We start from the raw sequence: 26,585 nt of genomic DNA, 5'->3' as shown, positions 1-26,585 counted from the left end.
GCCTCATGTCATTGCCCCAGCCGATCCAGCAGGGCGGGGACATGCACCTGATCGGATTTGTAGTTGCCAGTGAGCACATGCATGACCAGATTGACCCCAAAGCGGTAGGCCAATTCGCGCTGACGCTCGCCGGTATAGCCGCGCCCCACTGGCAGCAGAGGGCGGCCGTTGTCATCCACGGCCCAGGCGGAGGCCCAGTCGTTGCCGCCGATGACAACCGGTGTGACACCATCATTTAGGTTGCGGAAGGGGATGCCTTCCACCTGCTGGGCATCGGCGGGCGCGGCTTCGACCCAGAGCGTGCCGCGGCTGTGGCGTCCGGGGAAATCCTGTAGCAGATAGAAGGCGCGGGTCAGCACATGGTCTGCGGGCAGCGGTTCGAGTGGCGGCACGTCCAGCCGCAGGGCCAGTTGTTGCAGGCGCCGCCCTGCCGGGCTGCTGGCACCGGCGCGGGTCAGGTCGGCGTCGCGGGTGTCAAAGAGGATCATCCCGCCGGTGCGCAGATAGGTGTTGAGCCGGTCGTAGGCCGCACCCGAGGGCAGTGGCTGATTGGCGGTCACCGGCCAGTAGAGCAGCGGGTAGAACGCCAGCTCGTCGCGCTCCAGATCAACGCCGGCGGGGGGAGAGGGTTCAACCGATGTGCGGAACCGCAATGTGTTGGACAGCCCTTGCAAGCCGTCGCGCGCCAGCTGGTCAATCTGCGGGTTGCCGGTCAGCACATGGGCCAGCGTCAGCTCGGCCGCGCGGTCTGCGGCGAGGGCGTCTGCTGCGGGATCGGATGCGTCGGACCGGGCCGCGCTGTCGGTTTGCTCGATCACCACGGCGTTGCCCTGGGCGTGGCTGCGCAGGTCGCTGCCGGAGCCGGTGGCCCAGATACAGGTGGCGAGGACCAGGGCCGATGCGAGGTTTTGCGCCTTGGGTGCGGTCGGTCGTGTCCGACGCGTCAGTAATCCCGACAGCAGCAGCGCGGCGATCACGTCGAGCGCCAGCAGCAGCAGGGAGAGGCTGATCAGGATGCCGCCAAGCGGGCGCTCCGGCGTGCCACCATAGCCAAGGATTGGCAGCCCGACGGGCCAGCCAATTGGCGTCAGCTGATCCTCGGCCCGCATGACATTGCGGGCAATCCGCCGATCTCCGTTCTGGTACAGCCCAGGTTGCAGGCCGGGGCCGGTCAGGGCGGCAACCAGATCAGGCCCTGCGACACCGGGCAGGGCATCGGCATCCGAAAGGTCACCAAAGCCATCGAGCACCTGAAGCGGCGCCCATGTGGTGCCCTCCAGATCCGTAGCCTCGGCCGGTTTGGCACCGGAGGAAACCGCCAGCCGCTCCATCATCTGCACAAATAGGCCCGAGAGCGGCAGGGTGCTCCATTCCGCATTGGCGGTGACATGGAAGAGCACGATCTGACCATTGCCGAGCGGTTTGCGTGTCACCAGCGGCGTCCCATCGGAGAGTTCCGCAATCACCCGCTCCGCAAGGCTGGGATCGGGTTGCGCTACCACCTGTGAACTGACGGTGACGTCCTCGGGGATGGTCAGCCCGAAGAAAGGAGAGCCTTCGGCAAAGGTGGCCAGCGTCTTGGGCTCGCCCCAGCTCATGGCGCCGCCAATGCTGCGGCCTCCGATCCGCAGGCGCACGGGCAGCAGCGGCTCTTCGTCGGTGCGGGCGGTATCGCTTGCGGCCAGCCGGGGACCGGCAAACCGCAGGAGCAATCCGCCTTCGTTGACCCAGTCCACCACCGCTGCCTCCTGATCGGGGGGCAGACGTGCGGTATCGGCCAGGACGATCACATCCGGGTTGGCAGGCAAGAGATCGTTCAGCCCGCCTTCCAGCAGGTCTGCGTTTGGCGCCAGCGCCTTGCGCAGATAGTGCAGGGGCGACAGCAGGGCGAGGCCTTCGTTGCCGCTCTGGCTGGAGATCAGCGCCACCTCGCGGCGGCGCAGACCGTCATCGGTAAGCGATATAGCCCCGGCGCTGCGGTGACCCTGCAGTTCGAAGAGCCGGATACGTGCGCGCAGCTCAGCGGGCAGGGACAGGCGGGCGGTGGCTTCAAGCCCATTGGCGGCAACGGTATCTGTATCGGCAAAATCCACCGTCGCCGCGCCCAGAGTCCGCATGGTGCCGCCCGGATCCGGCCCACGGGCAAGCACGGTGACGGTCTGGTCACTGCCGGGGGTGATCTGGGTGTGGCTGCGAGTGACCGTGATTTCCATCGCGCCGTCGACATAGACCACCGGACGCAGGGCCAGCCTTGGGGTGGGATGTTGATAGACGGTCAACTCGCCGCGCTGGCGCAGCGTCGCCATCAACGCATCGCGACCCGGATAGTCCAAGCCGTCACTGAACCACAGGCTGTCAAAGCCCCCGTCAACTGCTGCTATCTGCGCCTGTGCCGTCGTGAGCTGGTCTTGCGAGGGTTGCCAGGCCTGTGGCGTTTCGCCGATCAGCTGTCGGCGCCAGCTGACTGCGCTTTGGAACTGCGGGGGCTGCGGTGCGGTGAGCCGCAGCACGGCTACGGGCCGATCGGCACGTCCGGCCTCGGCCAGGAGGCGGTCGATCTCCTCGCGGGTGCGCTCCCATTCCGGGGCGCCGGCCCAGCTGCCATCAAGCACCATCAGCAGCGGGCCGCGGCCCGAGGGTGCGGTGCTTGGGTTGAGCACAGGCCCGGCCAGACCAACGATGGCCGCTGCCACCGCCATCAGCCGCAGTAAGAGCAGCCACCATGGGGTCCGGTCCGAAAGACTGTCATCGTCGCGCAACCCCAGCAGCAGTGTGACCGCCGGAAACAGGCGTTTGCGCGGGGCAGGCGGGACTGCCCGCAGCAGCAGCCAGAGCAACGGCAGTGCCAGGAGTGCCAGAAGCAACCAGGGGGCCGTGAAGCCGATGCCCGCAATCGTTGTCATGTGCCGGATCTTTCCATGGCATGGTACAGCCACATCAGGGCCGCCTGTGCGCTGTCGCCGGTGTGATGGGTGCCGAGGCGCCAGCCTGCCACGCGGCAGAGGTGCTCCAATGCGTCGCGCCGTTCGGCCAGGCGATCAAGGTAGCGTTGCCTAAGCGCGCCTGCCTTCAGGGTTTCGTGCCGCAGACCGCCGCCGATGCTTTCGAATATCGTGCGCCCGTCAAAGGGGAACTCCTCCTCTGCCGGATCAAGCACCTGCATCAGCACGCCGTGCACGCCGCGATCCGCGGCCTTGGCCAGCGCCTGTTCCAGTGGCGCGAAGGGGCCCAGAAAATCCGACAGGAACAGAACCCGCGCGTTGGGTTGCATGGCGCGATCTTCCGGCGGGGCATAATCCGTGGCGTCGTCCCTGCTCAGATACTCGGCCAGTCGCAGGATCTGGGTATTGCCGCGCCGGGGTGGCAGATGCCCACCGGTCAGGCCGACCCGTTCGCCGCCACGTAGCATCATCACCGACGTCGCCAGCCCCAATAGCCGCGCCCGGTCAATTTTCTGCGGCAGGGCACTGCCGGAGGCAAAGCGCATCGACGCCCCCTGATCGACCCAGAGATGCACCGTCTGCGCAATCTGCCATTCCCGCTCGCGTACGAATTGCTGATCGCCCTTGGCCGAGCGCCGGTGGTCGATCATGCGGCGGCTGTCACCGGCCTGAACCGGGCGATATTGCCAGAAATCATCGCCCAGCCCGGCACGGCGGCGACCGTGTTCGCCAATCAGCACAGATCCGGCCAGTTGTTGCGCCTGCACCAGGAGCGGCGGAAATCGGCTGGCGGCACTTTCGGCGCGGTGGCGCAGATCCGCCGCTGCCGGCTGGAGCGCGCTGCCGGTCGGCCGGGCTGGCTGAAGGGCGCGCGGCTGTGTCACGCGGCGACACCGGGCCGGGCCATCGCCTCGGCTGTGCTTGTGATAAGAGCGCTCAGGTTCTCGCCACGGGCACGCGCGGCGAAGTTCAGCGCCATCCGGTGGCTGAGTACGGGCTGGGCCATATCCAGCACGTCGTCGGCATTGGGAGCGAGGCGCCCCTCGAGCAGGGCGCGGGCGCGCACCGCCAGCATCAGCGCCTGAGCGGCCCGTGGTCCGGGCCCCCAGGCAACGGTTTGCTGCACCTGTTCGGAGGCCGCCGGATCATCCGGGCGGAAGGCGCGCACGAGATCGAGAATCAGTTCGACCACGCCGTCACCGACGGGCATCCGGCGCAGCAGAGTCTGCGCGGCCATCAGTTCATCGGCGGTGAAGACCTGGTAGGCGCTGCCTTCCTCAACCCCAGTTGTGGCCAGCAGGATATCGCGTTCGGTCTGCCGCGTCGGATAGGGGACATCAATCTGGAACAGGAAACGGTCCAGCTGGGCTTCGGGCAGCGGATAGGTGCCCTCCTGTTCGATGGGGTTCTGGGTGGCCAGCACGTGGAAGGGCATCCCCAGCGGTCGGTCGGCGCCCGCCACGGTCACCATACGCTCCTGCATCGCCTGCAGCAGTGCCGATTGTGTTCGTGGGCTGGCGCGGTTGATCTCATCGGCCATCAGCAGCTGGCAGAACACCGGCCCCGGCACAAAGCGAAAGGCGCGGCTGCCATCGCTGGCGGTGTCCAGGACCTCGGAGCCCAGAATATCGGCAGGCATCAGGTCCGGGGTGAACTGCACCCGGTTGCCGGCCAGCCCCATAACGGTGGACAGGGTTTCGACCAGCCGGGTCTTGCCCAGCCCGGGCAGGCCGATTAACAGCCCATGACCACCGCACAGCAGCGTGCTCAGAGTGAGATCAACCACTCTTTCCTGACCGATAAAGCGCCGGGTGATAGAGGATCTGGCCTGTGTCAGCTTGTCTTCAAGCGCTTCAATCTCGGCCAGCAGATCGTCGGGTTCGGACATGACTTTCCCTTCACGGCGAATATATAGTGTTACTGTATCGCGTTGAGAGAAAATGGCAAAAGCAATGAGCGGACAAAATCCCGTGACTTCCGGCAGCAAATCCCCTGAAACAGGATCAGAACCGCCCAGTGCCGAGGGGCTGGCGGCCGCTGCCAAGACGGCGAGCAAAGGCGGGTTGCCGCCGGTACATCTGTGGAATCCGCCGTTTTGCGGCGATCTGGACATGCGGATCGCCCGTGATGGCACCTGGTTCTACCTTGGCACGCCGATTGGCCGGTTTGAACTGGTGAAGCTGTTTTCCTCCATTCTGAAGCTGGAAGACGGCAAATACTTTCTGGTGACCCCGGTCGAGAAAGTGGGCATCACGGTCGAGGATGCGCCTTTCGTTGCGGTGGATTTCGAGGTCGAGGGCGACGGCGCCGCGCAGATTCTGCGGTTCGAGACACATGTCGGCGACAGGGTCGAAGCCGGGCCTGCGCATAAGATCCGTGTGGTAAGAGACGATGCAACCGGCGAGCCCTCGCCCTATGTGATGGTGCGTGCCGGGCTGGAGGCCTTGATTGATCGCAAGAGCTTTTATCGGCTGGTCGAGCTGGGATGCCACCGAGACGGCTGGTTCGGGCTGTGGTCGGGCGGCGAGTTTTTTGGGATGATCCCGTCGGCTGATTTGCCGGAGGGCTGACCACGCCGCATCCGACCCGGCGCTCGTCGGCAGGGGTTTGCCGGTGGCAAAGGGCAGCGGCAGGAAGTCGCTGACCCGCTTGAGTATATTGTTAAATTACCGAAAATTCTTGTGAAAACCCGCTCAAAATCGGCGGAGATATGGGGCAGATTGGGGGCGTGCAAAAACGGGCCGATCAATGGCGCAACCGGCGGGGGCCGGGACGAGCCTTTGGTGACTTTTGCCCGGAGCATGTCTGTTTGGCCGCCAATCGGGGGTGGCTCCAAAGGAGGTTTTCGATGCCGAAGTTTGCGGCCAATATTTCATTGCTGTTTGCCGAATTGCCCTATCTGGATCGTTTTCCGGCGGCGGCGCGGGCCGGATTTGAGGCGGTGGAAATCCTGTTTCCCTATGAGCTGGCTGCGAAGGAAACCCAGCGCGCCCTGCTGGCCAATGGTCTGGAACTGCTGCTGATCAATGCGCCGCCGCCAAATTATACAGGCGGGATGCCGGGCTATGCCGCGCTGCCGATGGGGTCGGATCGCTTTCAGCGCGATATTCGGCGGGTGCTGCGCTATGCGGAGGTGTTGCGGCCCGGAATGATCCACATCATGGCCGGCTACGCAAAAGGGGATGTCGCCAAGGAAACGCTGATCCGCAATCTGCAATGGGCGGCCGACTATGCGCCGGGCCAGCAGTTCACCATCGAGCCGCTGAACAGCGGTGATCAGCCGGGGTATTTTCTGGATGACTACAATCTCGCCGTAGAGGTGCTGGAGGCGGTGGATCGCAAGAACGTGGGGCTGCAATACGACGCCTACCATGCGCAGTTGATCCACGGCGATGCGGTGAAGGTCTGGGAAGCCTTTGGTAACCGGGCTGTCCATGTACAGATCGGTGCGGCGCCGGGGCGTTGCGAACCGGGAACCGGGCCGGTCGATTTCGAGCAGCTGTTCGCGGCCATCGACGAGAGCGGCTATGGTGGTTGGGTCAGCGCGGAATACACCCCCAGTACCAAGCGGACAGAGGACAGTCTGGCCTGGATGGGGTGAGAGCGGGCCGAACCCTGTGAGGGGGGCTGGCGGACCCTGAGGCTTGGGGAGGGCTGCGGCCAAACGTCCAGCGGGACAGAAATACATATTCGTGAATTGAAATATGACTGAGCGCTGGGCATAAGGCAGTAAGTCGTGATCTGGAGACCTCCATGCTGCCTGCGCGTTTTGCCCCCATCCTATTTGGTCTGATCCTGTCGGGTATCATGTCGTGTATCGTCACCGGGGTGGCCACGCTGAAGGCGGTGGGCCTGAGTTCCGAAGCGCCGGGACTGTGGATGGCTGCCTGGAGTTTTGGCTGGCCGGTGGCCTTTGGCGTGGTGCTGGTTGTTGCACCCGCCGTGCGCCGCATGGTGGCATGGATGGTGAAGCCGCCGCAGGAAGCCAGCAAGGGTACGGTTTCCTCTCCCCGGCAGGATCGCTGAGCGAAGCCCCTCCGGCGATGTCCTGACCGAGCAAGCGCTCCCGCCCGTCATCACAGCATCATGGATGCTATTCTTCCCGTTGGGCCGGGCGCCATGCCTAAGGCATGGCGTGCCGCTGAAATGCGAGGCGGGCGTCCGATCCGATCCGATCCGCTTCGGTCGGGTTTTGAAAGCGGCCCGGATCTTTGGCATCAAGCCTCGGCCAAAGCTAGTGAGCTTCGGCCCAGTTCCGTCCTTTGCCTGCGTCCACTACCAGCTTCACGTCGAGATGCACGGCCGGATCTGCGGCGGTTTCCATCACCCTGCGCGCGGTTTCGATGGTGTCGTCGACAGCGGCCTCGGGCACTTCGAACAGCAATTCGTCATGCACCTGTAGCAGCATCCGCGCGGGCAGATGGGCGATTGCGGCGGGCATACGGATCATGGCGCGGCGGATCACATCCGCAGCCGTGCCCTGTATCGGTGCATTGATCGCTGCGCGTTTGGCAAAACCTGCACGTGGTCCCTTGGCGGAGATTTCCGGAGTATGGATCTTGCGCCCGAACAGGGTCTGGACATGGCCGTGTTCCTTGGCAAAGGCGACGGTGTCATCCATGTAGCGGCGAATGCCGGGGAACCGCTCGAAATAGCGATCGATGAAGCCCTGCGCCTCGGTGCGCGGGATGCGCAGATTGCGGGCCAGACCAAAGCCGGAGATCCCGTAAATCACGCCAAAGTTGATCGCTTTGGCCTGACGGCGGATTTCGGGGGTCATTTCATCCAGCGGTACGTTGAACATCTCGGACGCGGTGAGCGCATGGATGTCCTGACCTTCTGCAAAGGCCTGCTTCAGCGTATCGATCCCGGCGACATGGGCCAGGATGCGCAATTCGATCTGGCTGTAGTCAAGCGACAGCAGGACATTGCCATGCTCGGGCACGAAGGCTTCGCGGATGCGGCGCCCTTCCTCGGACCGGACCGGGATATTCTGGAGGTTGGGATCGGTTGAGGCCAGGCGGCCAGTGTTGGCACCGGTCTGCACATAGGAGGTGTGCACGCGCCCGGTTTCCGCATTTATGTGATCCTGAAGCGCGTCGGTATAGGTCGATTTGAGCTTGCTCAGCTGGCGCCAATCCAGCACCAGACCAGGCAGGGCGTGTTCCGTCGCGAGATCCTCCAGGATATCGGCGCCGGTGGCATAGGCGCCGGTCTTGCCTTTTTTGCCGCCTTCCAGACCGAGTTTGTCAAACAGGATTTCCCCCAGCTGCTTGGGGGATCCGACGTTGAATTCCTGGCCTGCCAACTGGTGAATTTCCGCCTCCAGCCCGGCCATTTTCTGCGCAAAGGCGTTCGACATGCGGGACAGCGTATCACGATCGACCTTGATGCCTTCGCGCTCCATCCGGGCGAGCACCGGCACCAGCGGGCGTTCCAGCGTTTCATAGACCGTGGTGACCGCTGACCGGTGCAATTGCGGTTTGAACAGCTGCCAGAGGCGCAGGGTGATATCGGCGTCTTCCGCGGCATAGGCGACCGCATCGCCAATGGGCACACGGTCGAAGGTGATCGCGGATTTTCCACTGCCCAGCAGCGGTTTGATCGGGATCGGAGTGTGGTTCAGGTAACGCTCTGACAGCGTGTCCATACCGTGCCCGTGCTGACCTGCGTGCATGGCATAAGACATCAGCATTGTATCGTCGATCGGCGCCACATCAATGCCACGGCGGGCAAAGATCTTGGCGTCATATTTCATGTTCTGGCCGATCTTGAGGATGCTGTCGTCCTCAAGCACCGGTTTCAGCAGATCGAGCGCCTCCTGCAAAGGCATCTGCCCCTCCGCCAGCTCGTCCGAGCCAAACAGATCGTCGCTATTGCCGGATTTATGGGTGAGCGGGATATAGCAGGCGGTCCCCGGCTCCACGCAGAGTGAAATGCCAACCAGATCCACCACCATTTCATCAAAGCCGGTGGTTTCCGTATCAACAGCGACCCAGCCGCGTTCGCGGATCCGGGCAATCCACTTCTTTAACGCCTCGGCATCGCGGACGCATTCATATGACGCGCTGTCAAACGGCAGGTCGGTTACGGTCGGAGCGTCCGTTGCCGCGGTATCTTTGGCCGGGGCGTCCGTGATTGTGGGTGGTTCCTTACCAAGCTGGTCCGCGATGCGTTTGGACAGGGTGCGGAATTCCATTTCGGCGAGGAAGGCCAGCAGGTGATCGGCGTCCGGATCGCGCACCTCTAGGTCATCCAGAGTGAAATCCAGCGTCATGTTGCTGTCCAGCTGAACCAGTCTTTTGGACAGTTCGATCTGCTCGCGATTTTCGATCAGGGTCTGTCGGCGCTTGGGTTGTTTGATCTCTTCGGCGCGGTCCAGCAGCTCTTCCAGGGAGCCGTATTCGTTGATCAGCAGTGCGGCGGTCTTGATCCCGATCCCGGGTGCGCCGGGCACATTGTCGACCGAGTCGCCCGCCAGCGCCTGCACGTCCACTACACGGTCCGGGCCAACCCCGAATTTCTCGACAACGCCATCGCTGTCGATCCGCCTGTTTTTCATGGCATCCAGCATTTCAACACCGCCACCGACGAGCTGCATCAGATCCTTGTCGGAGGAGATGATGGTCACGCGGCCACCTGCGTCGCGGGCCTGGCAGGCGAGGGTGGCGATGATGTCATCGGCCTCGAAACCTTCCTGTTCCTTGCAGGCGATGTTGAAGGCTTCGGTCGCGGTGCGGGTCAATGGAATCTGCGGCCGCAGATCCTCGGGCATGGCCTCGCGGTTGGCTTTGTATTGATCATAGAGATCGTTGCGGAAGGTATGCGACCCCTTGTCAAAGATCACCGCAACATGGGTTGGTGCATCGGGACCACCATTGCCCTCAACATAGCGCTGAAGCATGTTGCAGAAACCGGCAACCGCCCCGATTGGCAGGCCGTCGGACTTGCGGGTGAGGGGCGGCAGCGCGTGGTATGCGCGGAAAATGAATGCCGATCCGTCGATCAGGTGCAGATGGCAGCCCTTGCCAAAAGATGCGGTGGTCATGGCCGATGCTCCGGGTGTTGCGCGTTGGCCCCCGTTATCGGTGATCAGCGGAGGGAGAGCAATTGCCCATTCTCGGCCTTTGTGATGTCGGCTGGCGTCAGGCTGTTTTTGCCTGTTTGTTCGCCTCGACGATCAGGCGCATTTCGTCCCGTGCCATTGGTCGGCCAAAGTAAAACCCCTGTACGGAGGCGCATTTCTCGGTGCGCAGGAACTGCAATTCATCCTCTACCTCGACACCCTCGGCCAGGACCGGGATATTGAGCGCAGCGCCCAGGAGCAGGGTGGATCGGACAATTGCCGCCCGTTGATCGTTTTTGTGGACGTCCTGTACGAAGCTGCGGTCGATCTTGATCTTGTCAAAGGGGAAGGTTTGCAGCATCGCGAGCGACGAGTAGCCGGTGCCAAAATCATCCATGGCGATCCGCAGGCCCATGTTTTTCAGCTGTTGCATGACCTTCAGGGTATGGACCTGATCGTCGATAATGCTGGCCTCGGTGATTTCCAGTTCCAGACGTTCAGCAGCAAGGCCGGTTTCCAGCAGGATGTCGGAGACATGTTCGACGAAAGAGGGCTGCATCAGCTGCTGTGGCGCCACGTTGACCGCGATGTTGAAATGCTCGGGCCAACCACTTGCCTCTCGGCAGGCCGTGCGCAGAACCCAAAGGCCGATTTCGCGGATCAGCCCGGTTTCCTCGGCGATGGGAATGAAGGTGTCGGGGGGAATGCGGCCTTTTTCCGGGTGGTTCCAGCGCAGGAGAACCTCGAACCCGATGGGAGCGAGAGAGCGCAGATCGTTCTGCAGCTGATAGGCCAGTTCGAACTGATTGCCCGCGAGGCAGGCCTGCCGCAGATCGTTGACCAGTTCCAGACGGTCGCGGTTGTGTTTTTCCATCTGCGCATTGAACAGGCATATGTGCCGGTCTGCGTCCGATTTGGCACGATACATCGCCACATCCGACTTGTGCAGCAGATCGCGCAGGTCGCGGCCGTCTTCCAGGCTGGTGGCAACACCGATGGCGACACCGACGATCGCCGATGTGTTGTCAAAATCCACCGGCTCGACGGTCAAGGCGTGCAGCCGCTCAGCAAAGGCCATGACCTGATCGACCCGGCGAAACCCTTGCTTTAGAGCGACAAATTCGTCGCCGCCGACGCGCGCGATATATTCATCTTTCTCCAGAACGCTATTCAGCCGGTCGGCTACGGTCATCAGAACAGCATCCCCGGCTGCGTGACCATAAAGATCGTTGATTTCCTTAAACAGATTGAGATCAAGGGTCAGCACGGCAACGCGTTCGGTTTCGTCGCGCGCCAGCAAGTCGGTCAGGCTGGCCATCTTGCGCGTCAGGGACATCCGGTTGGGCAGGCCGGTCAGGGGATCGTGCAGGGCGGCGTGTTGCAGCTGGTCGCGGGCCTCGCTTTCGACGTTTGTTTCGATGCTGAGCGCCGCAAAGCCGATCACCAGGATGATCGTCATCGTACCCAGAACAAACAGGCCAAGCGTCGCATCCGAGATCACCTCGGGCGGGACGGAATACAGTGGGCTGAGCTGAACGGTGATGGCCGACATGCCGGTGAAGTGCATCGTACAGATCGTCAGCGTCATCAGGGCGACGGCAACAAGCCAATGCCGTCCGGTGTTGAACCGGGTGAGATACTGATAGGTCGCCATTCCGAACACCGTGCCCAGCAGAATGGAGGATATGAGCGGTGTGGTCTGCCAGACGATCTCTCCTGGCAGTAGATAGCCGCTCATCCCGAGATAATGCATGGTCGAGACGCTGAGGCCAAACATCGCGCCGCTGGCCGCAACGCGGTAATTGGTCGAATGTGCAATGGCGTAGACACCGTTTGACATCAGCATACCGACAACGGCTGCACCCAGGGACAGCGCCGTGATCAGCGGATCATATCCGTGGACATATCCGGGATCAAAAGCAAGCATGGCGATGAAATGAGTGGTCCAGACGGTGCCGCCGCTGATCAGGCTGGTCAGCACCAGCTGGACGATTTTGCGATTACCGACGGTCTGACCGAGCCGCTGTGTCATCAGGACGGAAAGACAGGAACCGATGACGCAGACAAGCGCAGCCACGGTCACAAGGCCGAGGCTGTGTTCTTGCGTAATGCATTGAACGACGCTGTACATCACAGTCTCCGGTAGCAGCAGATATACCTTCTATCCTGTGCATCATCATCGTAAAGAATCCGCTACCGCGACCGGATCGACGCCGTCTTGATCACTAAAATTCGCCTCAACCTCGTCGCACTTTTCACGAGCTGGCGCAGGTGTTGGCATAAACGCAAAACGCCGCCCGTTCCGGCGGCGTTTCCAATCTTGTGATTTTTTTCAGGCGGTTACGCCTGGTTCTGTGCTGCATCCTTATGGACAAACTTGCAGTCGCAATAGGGGCATTCGACATAGCCTTCGGCTTCGGGGATTTGCAGGTAGACCCGCGGATGTCCCAGCGCACCTTCGCTGCCGTCGCAGGCGACGCGGTAGCTGTCCACGATCTTGGTTTCCGGCGCTTCGATGGTCATCTCTGGCGGTCCTCTTGGTTATCGTTTAGGGGCTTTTATGAGCCAAGGGAAAACCGGGGGCAAGAGCCGCGATGACAGAGGACGCAATCCGTATTGAAGGTTTGCAAAAAACCTACAAGGGCCGCAGGGGGCAACCCGCGAAAGCCGCGCTGAAAGGTGTGGATCTGAGCATTCCGCGTGGCTCTGTGTTTGGTCTTCTTGGTCCCAACGGTGCCGGCAAATCCACGATGATCAACATCATGGCCGGGTTGGTTCTGAAAACCGCAGGCAAGGTCACGATCTGGGGCTTTGACCAGGATGAAAATCCGCGTCAGTCCCGGGCGGCTATCGGGGTGATGCCGCAGGAGCTGAATCTTGATCCGTTTTTCAGTCCACGTGGCGCCTTGGAAGTGCAGGCCGGGCTGTATGGTGTGCCAAAATCCGAGCGGCGCAGCGATGAGATCCTGCGTATGGTCGGGCTTGAGGACAAGGCACATGCCTATGCGCGAACTCTGTCCGGTGGAATGCAGCGGCGGCTGTTGCTGGGCAAGGCGCTGGTGCATCATCCGAATATTCTGGTGCTGGACGAGCCGACAGCAGGCGTGGATATCGAATTGCGCCAGATGCTGTGGGAGAACATCCGCAAGCTGAACGCGCAGGGCATGACAATCATCCTGACGACCCATTACCTCGAAGAGGCCGAGGAAATGTGTGATGAGATCGCAATCATCAACCAGGGCGAGCTGGTAGCACGCGACACCACCGCAAATCTGCTGGGGCGTCTGGACGCCAAGGCGATGGTGGTGCATCCGGCGGCGGCGGTGACGGAACTGCCAGCCGGTAAGGGGATCACATCGGAGTTGCGCGGCGATGGGGCAGTGATCCTGCGCTATCATGGCAACGCAACCAGTGCCGAGGAGGTGCTCTCAGCGGTGCGCGCCGCAGGGATCTCCATCCGCGATGTGAAGACCGAGGAGGCGGATCTGGAAGACGTGTTCCTGGCGCTGACGACGTCGCGCAGCTGAGACGCGTATTAAAGCAGTCGCGCTGTTGACTACAGGCAACGGGGCCCGTGTTAGAGACGATAAGTTAGCCCAGCCCGGCGTGACGCGGTTATTGCGTTTCGACGCAGTGGCGGCGAAAGGCGCGTTTCAGCATGTCCAGTTCGGCGCGCAAAAGCTCGACCTCGACTCGCAGGTCATCGCCCGTGAGTTCACCGCAGATCAGGGTGAAATCGCCGAGTTTGACATCGCTCTTGAGGTCGTAGATCACAAAACTCTGCACCCCGTCGGCGATCGCTTCGGTTGGGATCGGGATTGTCAGCGACCATTCGCCTGCGGTGTCGCTTTCGGTCAGGGCAACATCGCGAACCGGGCGATCCAGGTGCCGGACCTCAATCAGCGGGGCGGAGGCGCTGTGACCGGACCCCGTGATCCGGCCTTCCCAGAGCCCCTCGCGAAAACGAATTTTGGTCAATGTCAGTTGGCTCATGTCCGGCCTTTCGAATGTGGGTTACAGGCTGGCGCGGCGACTGCGCGACAGAGTGACATCGCGCAGGGTCACCTGGTTCATTTCCGGGGCTTCAAAGATCAGCTCCAGCCAAAGCCGCTCGACCCGTTTTTCGTTCAACTCAGCATAGGCTAGGTCGTATTCCACATGGGTGCGCTTGTCGCCCATCGGCAGTTCCCGCACCATCTGTTCAGTATTCGGGCCGTGTTTGATATTGAGCCGGGCAAAGATCTCGATCGGTTTTTCCGTCTCAAGCGTGCAGTCCACCCGCAGCAGATGGTCACGGTTCAGCCCTGCGGTGACGTCTTGCGGCAACTCGATGACCAGTGACAGGAACGAGCCGTCAAACCCGAACACATCCAGACGCACACCATAAGGGGCGAGGTCTTCCTCGCGGTTGTTGCGCAGCTGGCGCAGGGTGAGTTCGGAAACGGTGCAGTCGTGAAACAGCTCCACCTCTCCGCCGAGCCGTGTTTTGCTGGCGACGGCCGAGGCACCGGGAACCGGCAGCGGGCCACGCCACAGTTCGGGCCGCCAGCCCCAGTCGGTGCCGTGAGGGCGGGGAAAAGCGTTCGAGCCCACCTGCGGCAGCGCCAGCCGACCTTCGGCGATGTGAATGAGCCGGTCCAGATGCAGGCGCAGGGTTCGGGCGCGATTGCGTTGTTCCCTCAGACGGCTGAGGGGCATTTTCGACGCCTGCTGTGCCAGCCGACGCCAACGCCTGAGAACGCGCGCGAACAGCAGTTTTTCTATTGTCCTGCCCATTGGCTCAATATCCTGTCCTGCGAGTCATGCTTTTCGGCGATGCGGCAAAGCAGCAGCGTTTCATTGTTTTCTTCGACCCTAGCCAAAGCGGTGACCGCTGACAAACTCGGAAGCGGAAATCCGTTTGGATGGTTGGTGCTTGGCAGCTCGCGTCGCCGTGTCATCGCGCCCGCCGTTCTGGCGTGGATATCACCGGGTGATACCATCGGTAGCGGGATCAAGATCGGCAGTCACCGATGCTTCGAGCGTTTTTGCGGTCAGTTCGTTCAGCAATTGTGCGCCGCGTCGACCAAGGTTGCGGCTGCCGCTGGGCGCGTAGAGCGCAACGGCCACCAGTTGGTCGTTCAGCACGAAGGCGCCGCGCCAGTGCACGGGGCTGGCGCCACGAGCGCGGTGGTCCGGCATGTTCAGCTTGACCAGCGGCAGCATCATGTCGTTGCGCTCAGCGACCAGCCGGGCGCCGGGTGCTGTCTTTAACAGATCAGCGCTGGTCAATGCCGCATCCGCTGGGCCAGCGGGTCCGACAGCGACGGTGATCAAGGCGCGGTTGCGACTGGCGGGGCCTGGACGCAGACTGGAACAGGGAACGACGATGGCAAACCCACCTTCGGCGCGATGGCCCGTCATGCGGGGATCGATGCAGAAGCCGGCTGGTGGCACCAGATGAATGGTGTCACTGGCAAAGCTCATCCGGGTGATATCCCCGGGCTGCGGCTCAGTCGTGGCCCCCACCAGCGAGAGACCTGAATCGGCGGTGCAGGCGGCCAGAGCGGCGGCGGCAAGCAGGGTCAGAGCACGCCGATACAGTCGGTGGCAGCCGGTCACCTGCAACGTCGTGCGTGCGCCATCGCAAAGCCACTGTGCAATCGCGGTAGAAAAGCAACAACCGGATAGCCGGGGTTGAGTGGACCGATACCCGTTTTCCGTTTGTGCCTCTGACTGCGTTCCATCAGAAATAGATACTATTTTTCCGTCGCTTATGATGGTCACGGTGGTCTCTGCCTGTCGTTGTCTTGCTCGATTCCGGAATAGTCCGGGGGCGCCTCTGTCGCAAGCAGCCCACGCAAAAGTCGGCCGGGTGTTGCCTTGTAATGTCAGGGGGCAGTGATTAGGGTCTGACCGCTGCAGAGCCAGCAGGCGATTTCGCGCTGACACCTTCCGACACGTAAGAGGAGCAGGGGATGCAATCCACCCTGTTTTCATTCATCTGGACCTATTCACGGCGCCAGCAGATAGGTCTGTTGGCGCTGACCATGGTCACATTCCCCTTTCTCTACGCTGCGTTGGAACTGCCCAAGCGGATCATCAATGACGCCATCGGGGCACCGATGGATCAGGTTGAGGTACTGGGCCAGGAGATTGGCCAGGTCGATTACCTGCTGCTGCTCTGTTTTGGGTTCCTTGCTGCGGTTCTGATCAGCGGGCTGCTGAAGATGCGTCTCAATACCATGAAGGGGGTTGTGGCGGAGCGACTGCTGCGACGTCTGCGCTATACGCTGATCAACCGGATGATGCGCTTTCCCACGCCCTATTTCCGCACCACGAGCCAGGGTGAACTTGTGTCGATGATCACCTCGGAGTCGGAGCCGATGGGCGGGCTGATGGGGGATGCCGTGGCCCAGCCAGTGTTTCAGGCCGGGCAGATGCTGACGATCGTCGTGTTCCTGTTCATGCAGAGTCTGTGGTTCGGTCTCGCGTCCATCGCATTGATCCCGCTACAGGCCTGGCTCATCCCGATGCTGCAACGGCAGATCAACCTGCTGAACAAGGATCGTATCCAGGAGGTGCGGGCTTTCTCGGCCGAGATCGGTGAAACGGCGGCCGGGATCAGCGATCTGCGGATCAATGGCGGACGACGCTACCGGCTGGCGCAGATTTCGACGCGTTTGGGGCGACTGTTCGATATTCGGCGACGCATCTACAGCAAGAAATACTTCATGAAGTTCCTCAACAACATGATCGGCCATCTGACGCCTTTTGTGTTCTATTCCGCCGGAGGGGTGCTGGCGATCCGCGGCGATATCACAGTGGGCGCTCTGGTGGCGGCGCTGGCAGCTTATAAGGACCTTTCCGCGCCGTGGCGGGAGTTGCTGACCTATTATAATCAGGTGCAGGATATGAGCCTGCGCTGGTCGATCATGACCGATCGTTTCTCGCCCAAGGGGATGATCCCGGAGACGCTGATCGACGGTGTGCCCGCCGATATTCCCCATCTGCGCGGGGAGATCGAGCTGCGCAATGTTTCGGTGAAGGACGCCGATGGCAATATGGTGCTTGAAGATCTGTCGCTGACCATTCCCGCCGGGGGACGTGTCGCGATCCAGAGCGGCAGCGAGGCCGAACGCGCAGCTTTTGCCGCATTGCTGACGCGTGAGGTGATGCCGTTTCGAGGTACGGTGACCATTGCAGGCCATCGGCTGGATCAGCTGCACCAAGGCGTGATCGCGACGCGCGTGGGCTATGCCTATTCGCGGCCCTACCTATTTGACGGATCGCTCGGGGACAATGTGCTGATGCCGCTCCGTGATCAACCTCACATGCCAGCGCACACCGAGGCGCGCGGCAAAAACCGGGCGCTGACCGAAGCCTGCCGTGCGGGTAACAGCCCCGACCCGCTGACGGCGGATTGGATCAATCCGGCGCTGGCCGGGCTCGGATCGGAAAGCGAGCTGCGCGATTGGTGGTTCCAGCTGGTTGAGGCGATGGGCATTGATGAGCAGCTGTTTCGACGCACCCTGCACACGCGTTTTCAGATCGGACCGCATCTGGGGCTGGTCCAGCAGATCATCGGGCTGCGAGCTCTGGTTGCTGAACGGCTGGAGCGTGCCGGGCTGTCTGACGTCGTGCACCGTTTCGACCCGGACAGTTTCAACCCGGCGGTGCCGTTGGGCGGCAATATCCTGTTTGCCGCGCCCACGCGCGCCATCGCCCCGGAAGAGCTGATTGCCGAAGATGGGCCGATTATCAGTGCGCTGCGTGACAATGGCTTGCAGCAGGATGTGATCGCTTTTGGCCTCGGGGTTATGGAAACACTGCGGCAGACCTTTGGTCTGGCTGATACCGACCATCCGCTGTTCAAGCGGCTGGGGCTGGACGAGGCGCTCTATCAACGTATCGCTGAGGTTGCCGACCGGCAGAAGACTCTGGGTGTGCTGGGATTGCGGGAGGATGAGCGGGGTCTGCTTGCATCGGTTCCGTTTCTGATTTCCGAAGAGCAGATCGGCACCGCGTTCCCGGAACGCTTCAAGCAGCAGATCCTGACGATGCGCCGTGATATGGCGCAGACCCTGCAGGCGCAATTGGGCGATCTCTTTATTTCGATCTCGCCCGACGCCTATCTTCCGCGTCTCACCGTGTTGGAGAATCTTCTATACGGGCGGCTGTCGCTGGGCGCGGGAGCAAAGGCGAAACAGGTTGAGGATCTGGTCGCCGACGTGCTGGAGGAACACGGGCTGCGCAAGCGGCTGGCGCTTATTCTCTATGATCTGCCGGCAGGTCTGGGCGGCGCGGCGCTGGAGCCGGTGTTTCAGGAGCGCGCGGCCTTTACCCGTGCAGCGATCAAACGGCCGGATGTCCTGATCTTGGATCGCGCGCTGGCGAGTCATGACAGCGCCAGTCGGCTGAAATCACGCGAGCGCCTTGCTGAGCTGATGCCAAATACCACGATGCTGTTTCTGGAAGATCAATTCAATCACCCCGAACGCTATGATATTTTTGTGAAAATTCAGAACGGGCGCATCGACGGGGTGGAAGGCGGATTGACCGACCCGATGGAGAATGCCGCGCGAAACGACCTTGGCAAACGGCTGGAGCTTATTCAAAGCACAGATCTGTTCTCGAAACTGGATGCGCGGAACCAGCGTCTGTTGGCCTTCTCGGCGCGCTGGCATGATGTGGCCAAGGGCGATTACGTGTTCCGATTTGGAGAGAGCGGCGATGCGGTGTTTCTCTGTCTGACCGGTACAGCGGAACTGTACTGGCCCGATCGAACGCCGGAGACCACGCCGATTTCCCGGGTTGAGCCGGGGCGGTTGATCGGTGATCTGGCTGTTATCCTGCGCGACACACGGCAATTGGACCTGATTGCGGTGGAAGATTGCCGTTTTCTCAGGATTGGCGCCGAAGAGTACCGTGCCGTGATCGAGGCGGATGCGGGCGTGGCCGTGCAGCTGCTCGAAACGGTCTCACGGCATCTGGTGCAGGTTGCGGGTGTCGTCCGCGCGGCGGATCAGAACGTTGCAGGCAGCCAAGCACCAGCGGTGGCTGCGACCAATACACTTGCGGAGGAGCATAGCGGCAATGTCCATTGATCCCACAATGGCGGCCTATGCTGCCCATGCGCAACTGGTCGATCCGGCCCGGCGCAGCCCGCAGATCTGGCGGCTGCTGCTTGGTATGCTGCTCGTGGCAGTACTCAGCTACGCGATGACCAATGTCGCTGTCCAGCTGCTGATTGCTGTCGCGCCGGGTGATTGGGTGAGTGATTTGCCGACCGGGGGCTCGCCTGTAGCCATGCTGGTGCTGCTGGGCAGCTTCTTACCCGTGACCGTGGCTGTTGCCTGCGTGCTGCGCCTGTTGCACCGACGCGGCCTGACCAGCCTGATCGGCCCGATACCGCAGACTTCGCGACAGTTCTGCCGGACCGGCGTTCGACTGATGGTCCTGATGATGGGGCTTGCCGTTCTGTGGTTGGTCCTGCCGGGCGGGCTGGACGGCGGTGTGATGTCGGATCTGGTGCCGAACCTGCCACCAGCGCAATGGCTGCTGTTGCTACCATTCGCGCTGATGGCGATATTCGTGCAGGTCAGCGCCGAGGAAATCCTGTTCCGGGGGTATCTCCAGCAGGCGCTTGCGGCACGGTTTTCTCATCCGCTGGTCTGGCTTCTGGTGCCGTCGATCCTCTTTGCTGCTGGTCACTATGTGCCGGCCGATGCGGGGGTGAATGCGCCCTTCATTGCGCTCTGGGCGGGGGCGTTTGGACTGCTGATGGCGGATCTGACCGCCCGGGCGGGCACGCTGGGCCCCGCAATCGCAGTACATTTTGCCAATAATATCATTGCTATCCTCTTGTTCGGATCGCCCACCAGCCTGTCGGGATTGGCGCTATATCTGGTCCCGTTTGAGCTGTCGGATCCCGTTGTCATGCGGCAAATGCTCTGGCTGGATCTCGCGGTTGTGGGCTTCTGCTGGTTGGTTGCGCGGCTTGCCATCCGGCGCTGATTGCATTTAGACGCGCGGGGCCTTATTTGAAGGTCCAAACCGCCCCTACAAAGGCATGGCTTATGAACTGGATCACCAACTACGTCCGGCCGCGGATCAATTCGATCTTCTCGCGCCGCGAAGTTCCCGAGAACCTTTGGCGCAAATGCGACGAATGCGGCACCATGCTGTTTCACCGCGAGCTGAGCGACAATCTGAATGTCTGCAACAATTGCGGACACCACATGCACATCACGCCACGCGACCGGTTTCTGGCGCTGTTTGATGGCGGTGTCTTCACCGAAGTCAAAGTGCCTGAACCTCTGGCCGACCCGCTCAAGTTCCGTGATCAGAAACGTTATCCCGACCGGATGAAAGCGGCGCAGAAGAAGACCGCGGAGAAAGAGGCGATGCTGGTGGCTGCCGGTGAAATCGGCCGGACGCCGATCATCGCTGCGGCACAGGATTTCTCCTTCATGGGCGGCTCCATGGGCATGTTCGTAGGCAATGCGATCATCGCGGCCGCTCAGGAAGCCGTGAAGCTGAAACGCCCGCTGGTGCTATTCTCCGCCGCCGGAGGCGCACGCATGCAGGAGGGCATCCTGTCGCTGATGCAGATGCCGCGGACCACCGTTGCGGTGCAGATGCTGAAAGAGGCGGGCCTGCCCTATATCGTCGTGCTGACCCATCCGACGACCGGTGGTGTGACAGCCTCTTACGCGATGCTGGGGGATGTCCATATCTCCGAACCCAATGCGCTGATCTGTTTTGCTGGCCCCCGGGTGATCGAACAGACCATTCGCGAGAAACTGCCTGAGGGCTTTCAGCGCGCCGAATACCTTCTGGATCACGGCATGTTGGACCGGGTGACCCCGCGCACGGAGATGCGTGACGAGCTGATCACCATCACCCGCATGCTGCTGGGCCTGCCGCCGCAGATTGTCGGCGACCTGCCCGCCCCGGATGCGAGCGAACAGGCCGGGAACGACACCAAGGGTGCCGCAGATGCACCGGCCTCAGGCGGCTGATCCTGATAATCTCTGATGTTGCGGCCCGCTCGTTCTTCGGGTGGGCCGTTTGCATATCTTACCGCCTGTACCAACGCCAGTGAGCTGTAGAATGACCCAGACCTCCGACGCGATCCTTGCCCGTATGATGGCGCTGCACCCCAAGATCATCGACCTGACGCTGGACCGGGTCTGGCGGCTGCTGGAAGCGCTGGACAATCCGCAGGACAAGCTGCCGCCGGTGATCCATCTGGCGGGCACCAACGGCAAGGGCTCGACCCAGGCGATGATCCGGGCCGGGCTTGAGGGGATGGGAAAGAGCGTTCATGCCTATACCTCGCCGCATCTTGCGCGCTTTCATGAGCGGATCCGGCTGGCCGGAGAGCTGATCTCGGAACAGCATCTGACCGAGGTGCTGGACGAGTGCTATGCCAGGAACGGCGGCGAGAACATTACCTATTTCGAGATAACAACGGTGGCGGGGATTCTCGCCTTTTCCCGCAGGCCTGCCGACTACACGCTGCTGGAAGTGGGCCTGGGCGGGCGTCTGGATGCGACCAATGTGATCACCCCGGCGCTCAGCGTGATCACCCCGGTTTCGATTGACCATGAGCAGTTCCTGGGCAACACGCTGGCCAAGATCGCGGGCGAGAAAGCCGGCATCATCAAGCGCGGGGTACCGGTTGTGGTTGGCCCGCAGCCCGAGGAGGCCATGGAGGTGATCGAGGCCACCGCCGCCCGTCTTGGCGCGCCGCTGATCGCCTATGGCCAGCACTGGCATGTCTGGGAGGAGCGCAGGCGGCTGGTGTTTCAGGACGAGAACGGCCTGCTGGATTTGCCGCTTCCGGTCCTGCTTGGCGCGCATCAGGTCCAGAACGCCGGCGCCGCACTGGCGGCGCTGCGCCATCTGGGCGCCGATGAGGCGGCTTGCGAGGCGGCGATGGCGAACGCCGAATGGCCCGCGCGGATGCAACGGCTCAAAACCGGCCCGCTGATCGAGGCCGCGCCGGAGGTCGAACTCTGGCTGGACGGCGGTCATAACGCCGCGGCGGGCGTGGCGCTTGCGGATGTGCTGGCCAAGCTGCCGGAGCGCCCAACGCATCTGATCTGCGGCATGCTGAACACTAAGGACGTGCGCGGCTACATGGCCCCGCTGGCCCCGCATGTTGCAAGCCTGACGGCGATTTCGATCCCCGATGAGGTGAACACGCTGAGCGCCGGGGAGACCGAAGTCGCGGCCAAATCCGTGGGTATCGAGGCCGGCACGGCAGACAGCACTATGGCAGCGCTGGAGGCGATTGTCGCCAAGGACCCGCAGGCACGAGTGCTGATCTGCGGCTCGCTCTATCTGGCCGGTCACATTCTGCGCGAAAACGGCTGACGACTGATGACTGACGGCGCCGGTGATCGGTGCCAGTGCTTCCCGTCATCTTTCCAAAAATACTCCGGGGGTGAGAAAGCCGTGCTTTCGAGGGGCAGCGCCCCCTTGTTGCTCTCAGCCCTCGCGTCCCCAGTCCCGGTCCTGCATCTCACGCAGCCGGGAGGCTGTGCGTTCGAATTCAAATGTGCCTTCCCCCTCGACATAGAGCATTTCCGGCTCCGCAGCGGCTGAGCAGATGAGGCGCACCCCTGCCTCGTAAAGCGCATCAATCAGTGTCACAAAACGCTTGGCTTCATTGAAGTTGTTGCGGCTGAGACGGGGAATATCCTCAAGCACCAGAACCTTGACCACCTCGGCGATGGCCAGGTAGTCGCCGGGACCCAGCATTTTGCCGCAGAGATCATAAAATCCGGCCCGAGCGACACCGTTGCGGAAGGCGGGCAGCGTTACGTCTCGCCCTTTGACCTCCAGCGTCAGGGGAAGGGCCGGGCCGCCGGAGAGATCCTCCCAGATTTCGCGAATCTTGGCGTTTGCCTCGGCATTCACTGGTGAGAAATAGACCTGTGCCCCAGTCAGACGATCCTGACGATAATCGACCGGGCTGACCATTTCATGGACCTGCATCTGCTGCTTGATCAGGTCGATGAAGGGCAGGAACAGCTGCCGGTTCAACCCGTTCTTATAGAGATCATCCGGCACCCTGTTTGACGTTGTGATCACCGTTACACCAGCGGCGAACAGCGCCTCGAACAGGCGGCCGACAATCATTGCATCGGTGATATCGCTGATCTGCATCTCGTCGAAGGCCAGCAGCCGGACCGACCCCGCCACCTCTGCCGCAACGGGTGCCAGCGCGTCTTCGACCCCCTGCTGGCGCGCTTCGTGCATTTTGCCGTGGATTTCCTGCATGAAGGCGTGAAAGTGTACGCGCCGCGATGGAACGTCATCAAGGCTGTCGACAAACAGATCCATGAGCATCGACTTGCCCCGTCCGACCCCACCCCAGAGATAAAGGCCCTTCACCGCCTGATAGCTGGCCTTGCGAAAGAGGCCGCGTTTCACCGGCGGGGCTTTCAGGCCCGCGGCGATGCGGTCGAAATGGGGAAGCACGGCCTCCTGCGCAGGGTCGGGCTTCAACATGCCTGCGTCGATTTTCTGCTGATAAAGCGCGGTCAGATGGGTCATGTCGGAAGGGATAGCCTGAGGGCCTTCGGATGGAAAGATATCTCAGCCTATCGCGGTTTTGCAGCTGCAAGGACAGATGCGGGCGGTCGCGAAGTCTCTGTGGAAAAGGGCAGGCTGTAATACATCAAATATTCTTGCCTATAGGCGCAAAAATCCTGATTTGACCGACTCTGTTTTTTCCGTACCGTCGCCTGACCGGAGCCCCTCCGGCAAGGAGAGTGATCATGACCCGCCCCGCACCGCTGTTTACCCCCGTCCTGATTGTCGGCTGCATCATTATTATGGCAAGCTTTGCGGTGCGTGCGTCTTTTGGCGTCTTTCAGATCCCGATTGCCGAGGAATTCGGCTGGTTGCGGTCCGAATTTTCGCTGGCGATTGCCATCCAGAATCTGGCCTGGGGCATCGGGCAGCCGATTTTCGGCGCGATCGCAGAGAAGATCGGCGACCGCAAGGCGATCATCATCGGCGCGCTGGTCTATGCAGCCGGTCTGGTGCTCAGCGCCTTCGCAACCACGCCGTTTGAGATGCAGGCTTACGAATGGCTGGTGGGTTTCGGCATAGCCGGAACCGGGTTTGGTGTCGTGCTGGCCGTGGTTGGCCGGGCCAGTTCGGATGAGAACCGGTCAATGTCTCTCGCAATTGTCACTGCCGCTGGCTCTGCCGGGCAGATTTTCGGCGCGCCGACTGCCGAATGGATGCTGACGTTTTTGAGCTGGCAGAGCGTTTTTCTGGTGTTTGCGGGCGTTGTTCTGGCGCTGATCGCGACCCTGCCCCTGATGCGCGCCTCGGAAGCGGCCTCCAAGGCGGAGCTGGAAGAGAGCATGGGGGCAATCCTGGTAAAGGCGTTCAAGGATCCGTCCTATACGCTGATTTTCCTCGGCTTTTTCAGCTGCGGCTATCAGCTGGCCTTTGTCACGGCGCATTTCCCTGCGTTTGTGACAGAGATGTGCGGCCCGATCCTGCCGGGAGGTGCGCTTTATTCGATGGGTATCACCTCAACCTCGACATTGGGGGCGGTTGCGATATCGCTGATCGGCGCGGCCAATGTCGGGGGAACCCTGCTCGCCGGTTGGCTAGGCAACCGGTATTCCAAGAAATACCTGCTGGCGGCGATCTATACCGGCCGCACGATTGCGGCGGCGGCCTTTATTCTGGTGCCGATCACGCCGGTTTCGGTCATCATTTTTTCCATCGTGATGGGGTCGCTGTGGCTTGCGACGGTGCCGCTGACCTCCGGTCTTGTCGCGCATCTCTACGGGCTGCGTTACATGGGCACGCTTTATGGGATCGTGTTCTTCAGTCACCAACTGGGTAGTTTTCTGGGCGTGTGGCTGGGGGGGCGGATGTATGACATCTACGGAGATTACACGCTGGTCTGGTGGATCGGTGTCGGGATCGGCGCGTTCAGCGCCATTGTGCACCTGCCCATTCGCGAACACCCGCGGGCCCGGATGGCCGCTGCCTGAGGGCTGCGACTTGGGGGTCAGCTCCCTCCTTGCCAGCGGTCCAGAATGTGGCGGCTGGTGATCAGATCCATATGTGCGCCGCCCCCGTTTTTGAACAGGGTGATCTTGGTAGGGTCGAATTCGGGAAAGCGCTCCAGATCGTAGAAGTCCGCCAGGATTTCGTTGCGGCGGATCACGCCGTCGGCCAGCGGAATCTTGAACTCCCCAATGTGATCGATGGTGGTGTCAAAGCTGTCACAATAGATCTCGGCGCGTTGCAGAGCGGTATCATCCGCCTCGCGCATATCTGGGCGGTAGGCGCCGATCAGATTGAGATGCTGGCCAGGGTGCAACCAGTCCCCATGGATGATAGGCGTCGACGACATGGTGCAGGTCACGATGATATCCGCCGCCCGCACAGCAGTTTCCAGATCGGGTGCTGTTTTCGTATGGGGGTAGCGGTGTGCCAGCGCCTCTGCCTTTGCCAACGTACGATTCCAGATGCGGATCTGAGCTTTGGGGTAGGCGGTGCCAAAGGCCTCTATCAGCGAGGCCCCGACTGTACCGGCCCCAACAATCAGGATCTCCCGGCTGTCTGGATTGGCCAAGCGGAGCGCCCCCAGCAGGCTATCACCAGCCGTTTTCCATTTGGTCACCAGATGGAAGTCGATCAGCGCCTCCAGCATCCCGTGTTGATCGTCGTAGAGGCACACCGCACCATTGACCATCGGCTGGCCGCGATCCGGGTTGCCGGGAAAGATCGTCGCGCTTTTCACCGCAAGACCAAGTCCATCAATCCACGCGGCGCGGTTCAGCAGCGTGTCCTTGCCCCGGTAGAGGAAACTATCGGTGACCTCAGCCTTTGGCAGCCGGTGTCCTGCGGCGAGGGCATCGCAGAACGATCGCCAGTCCAGATTGGCTTCGCCCTGGTCGAATGGGATTTGCAGGATCGCGCTCATTGGGCCTCCTCCGGCGACAGCAGTCCCTCTGTTACCAGGCGATCAGCCCAGGTCTGGGGATGGGTAAAGAGATGCGTCTGCCAGCCGCGTTCGGCGGCAGCCTCGATGTTTTCGGGGCGGTCGTCGGTGAACAGGAGACGCTCAGACGGTACGCCGGTATCCTGTTCAAGCTGGGCGTAGATCTCTGCCTCAGGTTTGATCGTGCGTAGATGGCCGGAGACAAATGCTTTGTCGAACTCGTCGAAGAACGGGTAGGTGGTTCTGGCCAGTTCAAAGGTGCCAATCCCAAAATTCGTGAGCGCAAAGACCGGCACAGCGCGTCGGCGCAGAGCGCGCATCAGGCGAACGGAGTGAGGAATCGCAGGGCTGGCCATCTGGAGCCAGCTGTCGTGCCAATGGCGAATCTCCTCGGCCCATTCGGGATGCTGATCGGCCAGCGCATAGACGGCGCCCTTGAAATCGTCGCCCCGGTCTATGCCCAGGTTCATTTCATGCAGGTCGACCTCGCGAAACAGCGCTTCGCGTCGCTCCTTGCCGATCTTGGCATCGTAGAAGCGTTCAGGCTCCCATTCGATCAGCACGCGGCCGATGTCAAAAACGACGGCTTGGATGGTCATCTTCAGGC

The 26,585-nt window shown here is 61.7% G+C and carries 21 protein-coding genes; 9 read left to right on the top strand and 12 right to left on the bottom strand.

The genetic code is table 11. The annotated features are described in order from the left end of the window. Positions 1-8: 8 nt before the first annotated feature. The 3 genes from VWZ87_RS04625 to VWZ87_RS04615 are packed head-to-tail and all read right to left on the bottom strand — an operon-like array spanning position 9 to position 4,830. Positions 9-2,903 (bottom strand): DUF4159 domain-containing protein, encoded by a 2,895-nt coding sequence (locus VWZ87_RS04625; protein ID WP_416534567.1) that lies wholly within the window; start codon positions 2,901-2,903, stop codon positions 9-11. Next, complete coding sequence (locus VWZ87_RS04620; RefSeq protein WP_416534566.1) at positions 2,900-3,826, bottom strand: DUF58 domain-containing protein; 927 nt, start codon at positions 3,824-3,826, stop codon at positions 2,900-2,902. Before VWZ87_RS04620 ends, VWZ87_RS04625 begins: the two co-directional genes overlap by 4 nt. After that, positions 3,823-4,830, bottom strand: coding sequence for an AAA family ATPase (locus VWZ87_RS04615; protein WP_416534565.1), 1,008 nt, complete (start codon positions 4,828-4,830; stop codon positions 3,823-3,825). Before VWZ87_RS04615 ends, VWZ87_RS04620 begins: the two co-directional genes overlap by 4 nt. A gap of 64 nt (positions 4,831-4,894) precedes the next feature. Here VWZ87_RS04615 and VWZ87_RS04610 point away from each other — a divergent pair, with 64 nt between their 5' ends. The 3 genes from VWZ87_RS04610 (at position 4,895) to VWZ87_RS04600 (ending at position 6,968) form a co-directional block, all read left to right on the top strand. Further along, positions 4,895-5,512, top strand: coding sequence for a DUF1285 domain-containing protein (locus VWZ87_RS04610; RefSeq protein WP_416534564.1), 618 nt, complete (start codon positions 4,895-4,897; stop codon positions 5,510-5,512). A 278-nt stretch (positions 5,513-5,790) separates the two neighbouring features. Then, the gene (locus tag VWZ87_RS04605) at positions 5,791-6,543 is read left to right on the top strand and encodes a hydroxypyruvate isomerase family protein (RefSeq protein ID WP_340546410.1); all 753 of its coding nucleotides are present in this window, start codon (positions 5,791-5,793) and stop codon (positions 6,541-6,543) included. A gap of 152 nt (positions 6,544-6,695) precedes the next feature. Further along, on the top strand, positions 6,696-6,968 hold the full coding sequence (locus VWZ87_RS04600) for a DUF2798 domain-containing protein (RefSeq protein ID WP_340546411.1): 273 nt from the start codon (positions 6,696-6,698) through the stop codon (positions 6,966-6,968). 208 nt (positions 6,969-7,176) lie between these two features. Here the strand turns inward: VWZ87_RS04600 and polA are convergent, their stop codons facing one another. The 3 genes from polA to VWZ87_RS04585 all read right to left on the bottom strand — a co-directional run bounded on the left by polA (position 7,177) and on the right by VWZ87_RS04585 (position 12,531). Beyond that, a complete protein-coding gene (polA, locus tag VWZ87_RS04595) occupies positions 7,177-9,990 on the bottom strand; it encodes a DNA polymerase I (RefSeq protein ID WP_416534563.1) in 2,814 nt (937 codons plus the stop codon). A gap of 97 nt (positions 9,991-10,087) precedes the next feature. Then, positions 10,088-12,139, bottom strand: a complete 2,052-nt coding sequence (locus VWZ87_RS04590; protein ID WP_416534562.1) for an EAL domain-containing protein — start codon at positions 12,137-12,139, stop codon at positions 10,088-10,090. A gap of 209 nt (positions 12,140-12,348) precedes the next feature. Then, complete coding sequence (locus tag VWZ87_RS04585; protein WP_416534561.1) at positions 12,349-12,531, bottom strand: zinc-finger domain-containing protein; 183 nt, start codon at positions 12,529-12,531, stop codon at positions 12,349-12,351. 71 nt (positions 12,532-12,602) lie between these two features. Between VWZ87_RS04585 and VWZ87_RS04580 the strand changes: the two genes are divergently transcribed. Continuing rightward, positions 12,603-13,535, top strand: coding sequence for an ATP-binding cassette domain-containing protein (locus VWZ87_RS04580; RefSeq protein WP_416536879.1), 933 nt, complete (start codon positions 12,603-12,605; stop codon positions 13,533-13,535). A gap of 88 nt (positions 13,536-13,623) precedes the next feature. Here the strand turns inward: VWZ87_RS04580 and VWZ87_RS04575 are convergent, their stop codons facing one another. The 3 genes from VWZ87_RS04575 to VWZ87_RS04565 all read right to left on the bottom strand — a co-directional run bounded on the left by VWZ87_RS04575 (position 13,624) and on the right by VWZ87_RS04565 (position 15,609). Beyond that, entirely contained in the window at positions 13,624-14,001 is a 378-nt protein-coding gene (locus VWZ87_RS04575) for a hypothetical protein (RefSeq protein WP_416534559.1), read from the bottom strand. A gap of 21 nt (positions 14,002-14,022) precedes the next feature. Continuing rightward, positions 14,023-14,784 carry a DUF6478 family protein gene (locus tag VWZ87_RS04570; protein ID WP_340546417.1) on the bottom strand — a complete coding sequence of 254 codons (762 nt, stop codon included), beginning with the start codon at positions 14,782-14,784 and terminating at the stop codon, positions 14,023-14,025. Positions 14,785-14,973: 189 nt separating this feature from the next. Then, positions 14,974-15,609 (bottom strand): hypothetical protein, encoded by a 636-nt coding sequence (locus VWZ87_RS04565; protein WP_340546418.1) that lies wholly within the window; start codon positions 15,607-15,609, stop codon positions 14,974-14,976. Positions 15,610-15,965: 356 nt separating this feature from the next. Between VWZ87_RS04565 and VWZ87_RS04560 the strand changes: the two genes are divergently transcribed. The 4 genes from VWZ87_RS04560 (at position 15,966) to VWZ87_RS04545 (ending at position 22,371) form a co-directional block, all read left to right on the top strand. Further along, a complete protein-coding gene (locus VWZ87_RS04560) occupies positions 15,966-19,094 on the top strand; it encodes an ABC transporter transmembrane domain-containing protein (RefSeq protein WP_416534558.1) in 3,129 nt (1,042 codons plus the stop codon). After that, a complete protein-coding gene (locus tag VWZ87_RS04555; protein WP_416534557.1) occupies positions 19,084-20,004 on the top strand; it encodes a CPBP family intramembrane glutamic endopeptidase in 921 nt (306 codons plus the stop codon). The genes VWZ87_RS04560 and VWZ87_RS04555 overlap by 11 nt, the downstream gene beginning before the upstream one ends. 62 nt (positions 20,005-20,066) lie before the next feature. Further along, entirely contained in the window at positions 20,067-21,011 is a 945-nt protein-coding gene (gene accD, locus VWZ87_RS04550) for an acetyl-CoA carboxylase, carboxyltransferase subunit beta (protein ID WP_340546421.1), read from the top strand. Positions 21,012-21,102: 91 nt separating this feature from the next. Further along, complete coding sequence (locus VWZ87_RS04545; RefSeq protein ID WP_340546422.1) at positions 21,103-22,371, top strand: bifunctional folylpolyglutamate synthase/dihydrofolate synthase; 1,269 nt, start codon at positions 21,103-21,105, stop codon at positions 22,369-22,371. 114 nt (positions 22,372-22,485) lie between these two features. Here the strand turns inward: VWZ87_RS04545 and zapE are convergent, their stop codons facing one another. Beyond that, positions 22,486-23,556, bottom strand: a complete 1,071-nt coding sequence (gene zapE, locus VWZ87_RS04540) for a cell division protein ZapE (RefSeq protein WP_416534556.1) — start codon at positions 23,554-23,556, stop codon at positions 22,486-22,488. Positions 23,557-23,780: 224 nt separating this feature from the next. Between zapE and VWZ87_RS04535 the strand changes: the two genes are divergently transcribed. Further along, a complete protein-coding gene (locus VWZ87_RS04535) occupies positions 23,781-25,022 on the top strand; it encodes an MFS transporter (protein WP_416534555.1) in 1,242 nt (413 codons plus the stop codon). Between the two features lie 17 nt (positions 25,023-25,039). Here VWZ87_RS04535 and VWZ87_RS04530 read toward each other — a convergent pair whose 3' ends face one another. Together VWZ87_RS04530 and VWZ87_RS04525 are read right to left on the bottom strand one after the other, a co-directional pair. Continuing rightward, positions 25,040-25,960, bottom strand: a complete 921-nt coding sequence (locus VWZ87_RS04530; protein ID WP_416534554.1) for an ornithine cyclodeaminase family protein — start codon at positions 25,958-25,960, stop codon at positions 25,040-25,042. After that, positions 25,957-26,577, bottom strand: a complete 621-nt coding sequence (locus VWZ87_RS04525; RefSeq protein ID WP_416534553.1) for an HAD-IA family hydrolase — start codon at positions 26,575-26,577, stop codon at positions 25,957-25,959. Before VWZ87_RS04525 ends, VWZ87_RS04530 begins: the two co-directional genes overlap by 4 nt. Between the last annotated feature and the right edge of the window lie 8 nt (positions 26,578-26,585).

It is taken from the genome of Phaeobacter sp. JH20_37, assembly GCF_048056015.1.
GTDB classification, from domain to species: Bacteria; Pseudomonadota; Alphaproteobacteria; order Rhodobacterales; family Rhodobacteraceae; genus Phaeobacter; species Phaeobacter bryozoorum.
This window is presented reverse-complemented; position numbering and strand designations above follow the sequence as displayed.